Raw genomic sequence first — 1,287 nt, 5'->3', positions numbered from 1 at the left:
ATATGTAGGAGTTAGTCCCCTAGTTTTCAGAGGACTTTTTCAAGGGGGTTCAAAATCGGAGGGAATCTAGTTACTCCACTCGATCAAGCATTACTCGTAATTGAGAAAGGGGCTTTTGGGGCTCCTTTACTACAGTTTCCAGAAGAAAGTGGTATTTTCTGGCTATACGAGCAACTGTCGTGCCGTCCAAGATATCGGTAATGTACCTGAAGTCAGCGCTATAACCTCCGTCTTTAGCCAACATCCGCAAATGTAGGTTTCTGACTACAGCTTTCTTTTTCATCCCGATAAATGAGACTTCCATTTCAGGTAGTTCCAGTTGTTCGGAGTTGGTTGCATTAATCACATTGAAACCTACGGAAGTAGGATATTTGAATTGCTTGCCTTGGGCTTTCCAGATATCCACGAGTTGAAGAAAAGGCAAACTATTGTGGGCGTAACCATTACGGACAGTTTGCTGTATGCGATCAAGTAATTCGGCAAAAGTAGGATCGCCTTTTAAATCCAAACGCAGGGGTAGGATATTGCCAAAAGGGCCAATTAAGGATTGAGCTTCTTTCCTCAGGCGATTGACGAAGATGGAATCAATGGCAAAGTCTTCTTGGTTAGCAACACTGCCAAGAACTACTCCGTAGGCTGACAATAAAGTAACGTATAAAACTACCCCGGCTTTCTTACTGATGTTTTCCAAGCTACTCTTCAAGTCGGGACTAATCTTTAACGGTTCGGAGCCTTGGCGAAATGTGGGGTTGGCTGGAAGGGGCCGATCGGTCGGTAACTCCAAAAGTTCCGCTCCCGCCAGGGTTTTTCGCCAGTAGTTGAGGCACTTGTCCAAGGTCCCTGCCTGCAGCCATTGCTGATACCACTGGGCATAGTCGGTAAATGTCATGGCCAGTGGTGGCAAGGGTGAGGGCTGTCCAGAAGCAAAGGCCGAGTAGAGAGCGTTTAATTCATGGATGAATAAGCCCCAAGACGAAGCATCAGTGGTCGCGTGGTTGATGCAGGGCATGAGAATATGGGAGGTTTCGCTCAAACGCAGGATATTAACCCGCAGCATCGGACCGTTGACTAAGTCGAACTGACGCAGGGAACATTCTTCGAGATAGTTCCGGATTACCTGGGACTCTTCGTTTTCTGGTATGTTGGGGCAGTCTACTATTTCAAAAGCTGGCTCCATTTCTGGGCGTACCACCTGTACCACAGAACCATCTACTTTTTCCAAAGTGGTGTGGAGGGGAGTGTGACGGCGGGCAATTTCTTTAATCGCTTCCTGCAAGACCTTGAGGA

General features: G+C 47.2%; 1 protein-coding gene. It reads right to left on the bottom strand.

All coding sequences use genetic code 11. From position 1 onward, the window contains the following. Positions 1–70: 70 nt before the first annotated feature. The coding region (locus F6K53_RS43205; RefSeq protein ID WP_293086846.1) for a condensation domain-containing protein at positions 71–1,287 on the bottom strand (1,217 nt) is incomplete at its 5' end.

This window comes from Moorena sp. SIO4A1, from assembly GCF_010672065.1.
In the GTDB taxonomy this organism is placed as follows: domain Bacteria; phylum Cyanobacteriota; class Cyanobacteriia; order Cyanobacteriales; family Coleofasciculaceae; genus Moorena.
Note: the sequence above shows the minus strand (reverse complement) of the source record. Positions and strands in the feature narration are given on the sequence as shown.